The organism is Silvanigrella sp., from assembly GCF_044369315.1.
Classification (GTDB): Bacteria; Bdellovibrionota_B; Oligoflexia; order Silvanigrellales; family Silvanigrellaceae; genus Silvanigrella.
Map to the genome: position 1 here is coordinate 1 of NZ_JBIPMD010000137.1, position 8,621 is coordinate 8,621.

The 8,621-nt window shown below is 30.2% G+C and carries 8 protein-coding genes and 1 pseudogene; 2 read left to right on the forward strand and 7 right to left on the reverse strand.

From position 1 onward, the window contains the following. Positions 1 to 595: pseudogene (locus ACIQ56_RS11145) on the forward strand (hypothetical protein); the annotation flags it as partial. Between the two features lie 24 nt (positions 596 to 619). On the opposite strand, the gene ACIQ56_RS11150 reads toward ACIQ56_RS11145, so the two are convergent. The 5 genes from ACIQ56_RS11150 to ACIQ56_RS11170 form a co-directional block, all read right to left on the reverse strand. Further along, a complete protein-coding gene (locus tag ACIQ56_RS11150; protein WP_397601135.1) occupies positions 620 to 2,614 on the reverse strand; it encodes a SpoIIE family protein phosphatase in 1,995 nt (664 codons plus the stop codon). A 39-nt stretch (positions 2,615 to 2,653) separates the two neighbouring features. Next, positions 2,654 to 2,983, reverse strand: coding sequence for a hypothetical protein (locus ACIQ56_RS11155; RefSeq protein ID WP_397601136.1), 330 nt, complete (start codon positions 2,981 to 2,983; stop codon positions 2,654 to 2,656). Between the two features lie 194 nt (positions 2,984 to 3,177). Then, positions 3,178 to 3,981: a DUF6588 family protein gene (locus tag ACIQ56_RS11160; protein WP_397601137.1), complete on the reverse strand. Its 804-nt coding sequence runs from the start codon at positions 3,979 to 3,981 to the stop codon at positions 3,178 to 3,180. Between the two features lie 33 nt (positions 3,982 to 4,014). Continuing rightward, positions 4,015 to 5,556, reverse strand: a complete 1,542-nt coding sequence (locus tag ACIQ56_RS11165) for a response regulator (protein WP_397601138.1) — start codon at positions 5,554 to 5,556, stop codon at positions 4,015 to 4,017. 62 nt (positions 5,557 to 5,618) lie between these two features. Beyond that, positions 5,619 to 6,422, reverse strand: a complete 804-nt coding sequence (locus tag ACIQ56_RS11170) for a hypothetical protein (protein WP_397601139.1) — start codon at positions 6,420 to 6,422, stop codon at positions 5,619 to 5,621. 164 nt (positions 6,423 to 6,586) lie between these two features. Between ACIQ56_RS11170 and ACIQ56_RS11175 the strand changes: the two genes are divergently transcribed. Then, a complete protein-coding gene (locus tag ACIQ56_RS11175) occupies positions 6,587 to 7,231 on the forward strand; it encodes a hypothetical protein (protein WP_397601140.1) in 645 nt (214 codons plus the stop codon). On the opposite strand, the gene ACIQ56_RS11180 is transcribed toward ACIQ56_RS11175, so the two are convergent. Together ACIQ56_RS11180 and ACIQ56_RS11185 are read right to left on the reverse strand one after the other, a co-directional pair. Continuing rightward, entirely contained in the window at positions 7,228 to 7,833 is a 606-nt protein-coding gene (locus ACIQ56_RS11180) for a hypothetical protein (protein WP_397601141.1), read from the reverse strand. The genes ACIQ56_RS11175 and ACIQ56_RS11180 overlap by 4 nt on opposite strands. 159 nt (positions 7,834 to 7,992) lie before the next feature. Then, positions 7,993 to 8,621 (reverse strand): 4-hydroxy-tetrahydrodipicolinate reductase (locus tag ACIQ56_RS11185; protein WP_397601142.1); only part of this gene is annotated, 629 nt, incomplete at its 5' end.

Here is an 8,621-nt window from a genome sequence, read left to right on the forward strand (position 1 = left end):
TTTAGCTTGTTTACTTTTACAACAAGCAAATTTTCTTTTATTAGATGAGCCTACAAACCACTTGGATATGTCTAGTGCTGAAATTTTAGCGAGCGCTATTGAAGAATATGAAGGTACTGTTTTATTTGTAAGTCACGATAGAAATTTTATTGATTCTATTTGTACCCACGTATTTGCAATGACAAATGACGGACGTTTTGCTTTATTTGAAGGCAAACTCGATGATTACGAACGGCTTGCTCCTCTTTCCGGTTTTCCTGATATTTTAAGCCCAGATAGAAGTATGGAAATGGCAAAACTAACAGAAGAATCTCAAATTCAAAATGAAAAACCTGCTGAGACCTTAAGGGAACAACAACAGGATTTTAAACGTGAAAAACAAAAGTTAGAACGTTCAAAAGAAAAAATTGAATCTGAAATTTTTGAATTAAATGAAAAAATAAAACATCTTGAAGCCAGATTAGAAAAAGAAGATCCAAGTAATTATAAAAAAATTGAAGAACTCGATAAAGAACTTAAAAAGTATAAAAATAAATTATTAGCAAATGAAGAAATTTGGTTGGAGATTGAATCACAAATTTTAAAACTTTCTTAAGTTTTGATGTTTTTTTATTTGATTTTACGCAGCATCCTTATCGTATTTGCAAATTAAAAAAGTAACATCATCATCTGGTTTTTTATTTGAGATAAACTCTCTAAAATCATTAATGATGTTATCTTTTATTTCTGTTGCTTCACTATCCGAATATTTTTGTAGAGCATTTTTTAATCTTTTTTCGCTAAACTCTTCTCCACTTGAATTAATAGCCTCAATCAAACCGTCGGAGAATATAAATAAAATATCACCCGATTCTAATTTAATTTGTTTTTGTTTATAGCCATAAGCAGCTTCGCTATCGTTAGAAAGTAATTCATATCCAAGAGGTCTTCCTTGTGCAACTAATTTTTCTACAACTTTTTTATCGTTTTTTCTTTTAATCATCATAGGAAAATTATGAGCTGCATTCGAAAAATCAATCACTCCATTATTCGGATCTAATATTGCAGCAAACATTGTCATTACTTTATTTCCATCACCACTTTGTCTAACAACAGAGTCTAATTGGCTTAAAATATCGTTTGCTGTAATATTTGGTTGAATATGAATAGAATCACAATATCCTTTTACAACTGCAGTCAAAATAGCGCTTGCAGTTCCGTGGCCAGTGACATCTCCTAATAAAAGAAGCAATTTATTATTGGGAAGAATATAATAATTCCACCAGTCTCCGGCACATTCTGTTGCCGCTTCAAAGTGATTTGCAATTTCAAAATTACCTACTTTACGATACTCAAATTTTGGCATGAGATTATTTTGAACAAGGCGAGCGGTTTCTTGTTCGCTAACAAGTCTTTGTTGTTCTTTTTGTTCTGCGACAAAATGAATATTGTCTAATGCGTTTGTGATACTAATTTGTAAAGCTAAAATAGCATTATAAATCGATTGTGCTGCAGTAAATGAATACATATGCGCGCTTCTTAAATCATCAATTTGCAAAACAATACAATTTTTTCCAGAACTATCTTTAATAAGAAAACGTTTTTTATTTGGTGGTTCATTTAATTCTTCAGAAATTTTAATGAAACTTCTATCACCTGCTTTTAGCATTTCGTGATATCCTTCTGCTTGTGTAGAACCAAGCATAGAATAAATGACAAAAAACTCCGTATGAATGTTAATTTTAGAGATCTTATTTAATGAGTCCGAAACTTGAATTGCCATGTCACTAATATCAAATTTACTCGAAATTTTAATTCCTTCTTCAGCCAGTAATTTTAAATTTTCTTGATTGACTTCAATCTGAGTAATCATCATATTAAAGTTACGAACAAGATCTACCATTTCATCTTTACTTCTTTTGGGTTCTTCAATTTTTGTAAAGTTACCTTTGGTTATATTAATACTAGCCTGGCTTAATTTAAGGATACTATTTATTAATGATTTTCTTAATAAAAAACCTATGGAAACAACTAACATAACTGTGATGCAAACAGCTAGTATAATCACACCACGAATCATAGATTGAACAGCAACTGCAATGTTATCTGTTGAATAATCTAATACAAAATAACCTATTACAGAAGAATTCGAACTTGTTCCTTTTTTGTGTTGCATTGCACCAATAATTCTTGAAGTTTCTTTTAATATATTGTCTTGGTAAATAAAAAAATCTTCATTAGTTAATGATTTTTTGTCTAACTGCTCTTTATAATCAGGTGTTATAATATTTGTGGATTCTGTAACTTTGTTGTCCTTTATGTTTGATATTTTACCAGTTAACTTATCTTTATAAAGATAAGTAACTAAAACGGAATCAGCGTCATATATATAAATTTTATTTGCATAATTATTTTCAATAATATTTGATAATGTTTCTTTAATTCCTGTGATGTCGAATTCCCAAAGGTGACGTGTTATTGTTGTTAAAAATAAAGAATAAATTAATTTGTGAGACCAAAAAGCCTCTTCTTCAAGGTTTTTCTGTAGCATATAGATAGCTAAACTTGTAAACATGATCATTACAACTACAATAGATGCAAGTAACCATGATAGAATTTTTGCCGTTAGCCTCATAATCTCTCCGAGTGAACCATTAAATTAGATATTGAGAATTTAAGCTGCAATATCTGGTGGTGTCGGGTCATCATCTGGTAAAAAATCATCTTTAATAGATTGGTTATATTGATCCAAATTAGAAACTTGTTCCCATTTATACAAAACTCCCGCTCTACCTTGAAACCAAAACTGTAAACCTACGGATGTAAACGTATACTTATCAAAAGCAATGACTTTTGTTGTTTCGTTAGCTAAACTTAAAATTACTTTATTTCCTGATAATTTTATTTTTAAGACCCTTTCGTGTTTTGTTCCTTCAAGCCATAATAAAGTGCATTTTGAAGTTACAAGTTCTCTTAATTTTTTCTGTAACGTAAAAAAAATCATAAAAAAGCCTCCATGGCATTTTCAGGAACACGTCTTGGATTCCTAAGGCGGAAAGAATTTTTAAGATTCATTCCTGCTTCCAGAAGATTTCGGAAAAACGAGTCTTCTATTAATGGAGTAAATTTTACCTATGGTGGAGAACTTGGATTTATTTTTATATTGAATTTTGAAGGATAATGAAATTAGGAGCTTTACTATATTTCTATAGAAAATTTAGCATTATAAATTGTTTGAAATGAAGAAATTTGAGCTTCAAAATCTAGTCCAATTATTGCAATTGCTTGAACCCCTATAATCGCATAGGTTTCAGACCAATTAGCGCTTTTTGATAACGTTTGATTTGATAAGGTACCAGTTAATGAAACAGATGTGTTTGCATTCGACCAATTATTTCCAACTCCACCATAAGGTTTTATAATTGGTAACGGAATGCCTAATAATATTTCAGCATTGCTTGAGCTTGCACTCATGGGAGTAAACCCAGAAATTTGAGTGTATCCACCTCGTATTGCTAAAGTAATAGGAACTACTTTGGGGCTAGCATAAACATATTGTGCTGCAAGTCCATAAAGTTCTAATGAGCTTTGAGGAATTTTTGCATAATTAACAGCAAAATCAATTCCAAATGGAACCCCTATTTTTCCAATAAATCTTGGAATTAAAATTGTTGAAGGAAAATTATTTGCGGAATCTGTATATTTATTAATAATATCGATCGTTGATTGTGGAATAGATAAATAACTTAAGCCACCCCCTAAAGAAATGACCAAAGGTATTATTTTTCCTGCTGATGGTGTAGGTGAAGACATAAATTGAAAACGTGTTGGATTTATAATTGTTTTAGCTATTGTTTTGTAGTCTTCATCAGAAATTTGTGAAGTAAAATTAAAATTCATATTGGAATCGGCATTTGCATTCGTCAATATGGAAATTGATGTAATTCCAATTAATGATTTAATTAAATAAGAATATTTTTTAATTCTATAATAAAATTGCATTTTGTTCCTTTCAAAAAAACAATTTTACTAATATTATAGAGGTATAATTTTTTCAAGTGTTTCTTTAAGTAATTGAGTTGCAATGGGTTTTGTTAAAAAAGCTTTTGAATATTTTGCTAAAATATCGAGTATTGGTTTTGAAATATCATCTTCACTTGCTCCTGTTATAAAAATAAATGGAATTTTTGGAGCATTAATACTTAGTGTTTTTAGCAAATCTAAACCACTTTCTTGGCCTAAAAAAAGATCCGAAATTATTAAATCGATATGTTTTGAATCTAATATTTTGTTTGCTTCTGCAATATTTTCTGCCACACTGACTGCATATCCCATCTTGTTAATTTTTAAACTTAATATTGTTCTTAAATCTTTTTCATCATCAAGAATTAAAACATTTTTTACCGCTTTATCTTGTTGTTTCATTTTTAAAATATGCAATGGTTGTGGAATTTGATTTCCTGTTGCTTCAGAAACAGATAAATTTATATCTCCACATGGAATTGTTATACTAAAAATAACCCCATTATAAGCTGTTTTTGCACAATTTACTTCTGCTGAAATTCTTTGAGCAATTTTGGAGGTGTAGTGAAAAACGTAAGCCAAGTCTGGTTGTGGTGTTTGAGTTGAATAGGAAAGTGTTGTTGGGTCGAACTTTACTGTTCCGTTAGGTTCTAACCAAATATAAATAGTTAAATTATTTTTAAATCTAGGATTATTTATTGATTTATTTAAATCTATTTTACCAAAACACATGGATTGTACTAAGGTACCAGGTATTTGCCATTCTCCTAGAAGTTTCCATAAATGTACCCAAATTTGTTCAAAGATAATTTGGTCAAATTGAACATTTACGCTTGGAATATGTAATGAAGACCAATTTAAGGATTTGGGTGGCTGCTGTGTGAGTTCTTGAATGTTTTTAATAACATCTCTAATATTATGCTCTTTAATATTGATTTTTGTTTTTCCTCTAAGAGACCTAATCCTATTAATAATTCCAGTCATATGAGATGTATTATAAATTAATTTTTCTTGTATTGTCTTTAAATCACTTTTTAATTGAGGAGTTGAATCTGGTATTTGTTGATTGATATCCTCAAGCATTTCAGTGTAACCATGAACTTTTGCAAGAGCATTCATAAGTTCATGAAAACTCCAAACACTTAATTGTCCAATCGAAGTTAAAAGGGAGTGTAAGGTATCATCATCTTCTTTTGTGGCTTCTATTTCCTGAGGTATTTCATCTTTCAAAACATTTTTAATCAAATTTTTTAAAACTGTAATATTCTCTTTAATGTTTTTTTTAATTTCTTCCGTAATGGAAAGATTTTGAAGCCTAATAAGATCAAATTCAGAATCTAATTTTGAAGTAATAAAATCGGAGATTTGATCTTGATAACAGGTCGTAGCAAAAGATTTTATGGCAGAAGTCGATCTTGCGATGGCATCAAAAAGCTCAGGTCTTGCCCCCTCTTTCAGGAGAACAGTGGCAACTCCATTTAATTCTTGTACCTTTTGAGTTGCATTTTTAATAAAAGCTAAAAGAATTTCTTTATCTGTTACTGTATTAGACATTTCAATTAGACTCCTTCTTGAAAACAAGCAGATATCTAATTATAACTCTTTTTTATGTTTATTTATGTGCCAATTTTACGTGTAGAGCAATTTGCTATTTCGCCGGATTCAATACCGCTGTTTTCTAATGAGCCCGCAGCTAAATGCCGTGAACGAAACATAGTAAAAGGATATGTTTCTTTATTTGCTTTTGGCGCATATCCAACAATGGATTTGCAAAAAAAAGATTTCAAAAATCTTTCAACTTTGACAAATTCATTTTTTGCATCTTCTGAAAAAGTGCAGTTAACACAATTAAAAATAACACTATATGGTGTATGCCAAAGCATAAGTATATTTTGAAGTTTAGATTTAAGGATAGTAACATCTTCTTTTGTCATAAAATCAGTGTCACCGATAAAAGTGATTTCCATTACATGGGCATTAAAATCATTATCAATTTGAATTTTACTTCTTAAATCGGTAATATTTTTTTCAAATCCTTTTCCTCTGGCAAGACCTGTTTGTGCAGATGCATTATCTATTCCTAATACCGTTTCAAATTTTACATTTATTTGTTTAGAATTTTCATCATAAAAACCAATGATTTTTCTCATAAAAAAATTTTTAAAAAAATGAATCAATTTTTCAAAAGAAGGTTCAAGAGCAGGAGAAATGTTAAAGTCTCTTAAATCAAAAAGGCAAGTATATGGAGAATGCCAAGATTTTAAATTTTTTGTCCAAGCATTTTTAATTTCTAGGAGATCTTGTTCACTATTTACTTTGTATCCATTTGGAAAAACAATCACTACGACTCTTGCTGAAAAATGATTTTCAAATTCAATCTTATTTTTATTTGTGCTTTCGGATTCAATATCTAGAGGCATTTTATCACTCCGCAGGTTTTATTGCCTGTAATTCTTTAGAAAGATGCAACTAACTATAAAAAGTGATTTTGCATCGAACATTTTCTAACATACAATAAGGGCTTGACTGAGGCGAGAGATAAAACCTATTGCTATTCATGTTTTTTAGTTTAAGGAAAAACAATATGAAGTCTCTTTTTTTATTTTTTACACAATCTGAAATGGGTGCGCCTGACTATTTAAGTCGAACTGGCGAGCAAGGTGCTGAAACTCTTGCAGAAACAATAATTTCTTTTTTGTCTGAAAGTTTGAAAATTCCTATTTTAGATAATTTTGAAGCTCGGGCTCAATCTTTAAATGAAGATGTTCTTTGGCGTTCATTTAAGGAACAAAGTTCTTTTCAAAAAGCAGTTGTTGCATCTTTATCACTTTATCCTGATATTCTTTTGTTATCTGGTAGTGATTTAAGAAGCATGAAGACCTGTGAAGTTTTAGCAAAAAGTCTTGCTCTCCCAATTTGTGTTGAAAATCGATTTGATAAACATAAAAAATCAGAACCACAAATAGGAACTTTAAATGATGCCATGAGCACTCTTTTTGAAAATATTCAGGAAGAAAATTGTCCTAAGGTTTTTCTCGTAGCAACCTCAATTGAATCTTTAATTGAATGGGTCAAAGAAAAAAAAGTAGATGATTATACCGATTATTTTGAAAAAATAATCCATTTATCTTCTGAAAATAATGTAATTCCAACAGTATTAGTTTCTGGATTAGAAAAAGAAAATAATCAGTTTAAATGGATTTTTGATTTGCCTAAAGAAACAAATTAATGGCGGGTAATTTTTAATATTCCAATATTAAGATCTTTTTTCTCAGACTTTCCTTTAGCAAGACTCAATATGTTTTGAGCTAATCCGGTAAATTGTTCCATCCCCATATTTTGTTGCTGTGTGGAAATTCCTTTTGGCATATTGCCGCTTTCTTTTTTCATTTTTCTAAGCATAAATCGGACTGCAATTATGGCATATATTCTTGGAATTATAAAATGAGTATCCTTGGGAGTGCTGTTTAACATTTTATTCATTTCATCTAAAATATGCTTTGGAACATTACGTTCAAAACCTCGTGGTGTTAATTTTTTCCAGTCTATTTCCATCCAAAATCCAGAACCATTTAATTTTTCTGGAGTGATGAACTTATTTGATATATATTTTATCAATAAAAGAGGTAAAAAAGCAGCTAATCCATAATATGAGTTTGTTCCAAAACCAAAAATTAATGAGATAACAGAATAAACAATATAATCAGCAGTAGCGAGGTTAAAAGCTAATTTAGGTACTTTTTGGTAAAATTGTAACAGAATATAAATGATTGCTGTTAGAGATCCTATAACAAAAAATAAAATGCGAAAAATAAGAATTACGATTTCCATATTCCAACCAAGTTAAAAGTTAATTTTAGTAAAACTCCATAAACATCAAAAAAGAATAATGTAACATATACTTTATAATGCTTTTCCTATGGGGTGAATCCCTGCATTGATATAAATGAGCTTGAAAATTTATGCAATAGACCCCTGCTTTAGCTCATTTTAATGGATGAAATAATCTTCTTTCTTAAGAAAACCAGGTTTTGGTGCTTGTTGAAAAATATTTCTGCAAAGCTCTAAAGCTCCTTCTGCAAATAATTTCCTCGTGTGAGCTGTATGTTTCATTTCTAAAGCTTCAGAGTCACTGCTTAAGTATAGAATATGTTCTCCCACAACTTTTCCAACCCGAACAGAACTAATTTGATTTTTGTGAATGTGAGCACTCTCGGCAAGAGTTATTGCGGTCCCACTTGGAGCATCTTTCTTTTTAGTATGATGAATTTCGCTCATTGCCATGTCAAAGCCTAGGGCTTTGGAGAGATCGGCAACACTCATTCCTTTTGATGTCTTCGCTTTTAATAACTCTTCAAAAAGAAATACTCCCTTTGAAAAATTAGAAACAAGACAAATAGGAACTTTTTTAGAAGATTTATAAAGGAGATCTTTTTGATGCTCATCATGCCCGGTTGTTCCAACTACGATTCCGCGTACTTTTCGCAATTCATCAACACTCAAGTCATTTATAATATTACATAAACTAGTGGTGCCTGTAGGTAAACTGACGTCCAAAATGATAATATCGTCTGGAATATTCTTTAATAATTCAGAAAAGTTATTTATGTTTTTTAGAT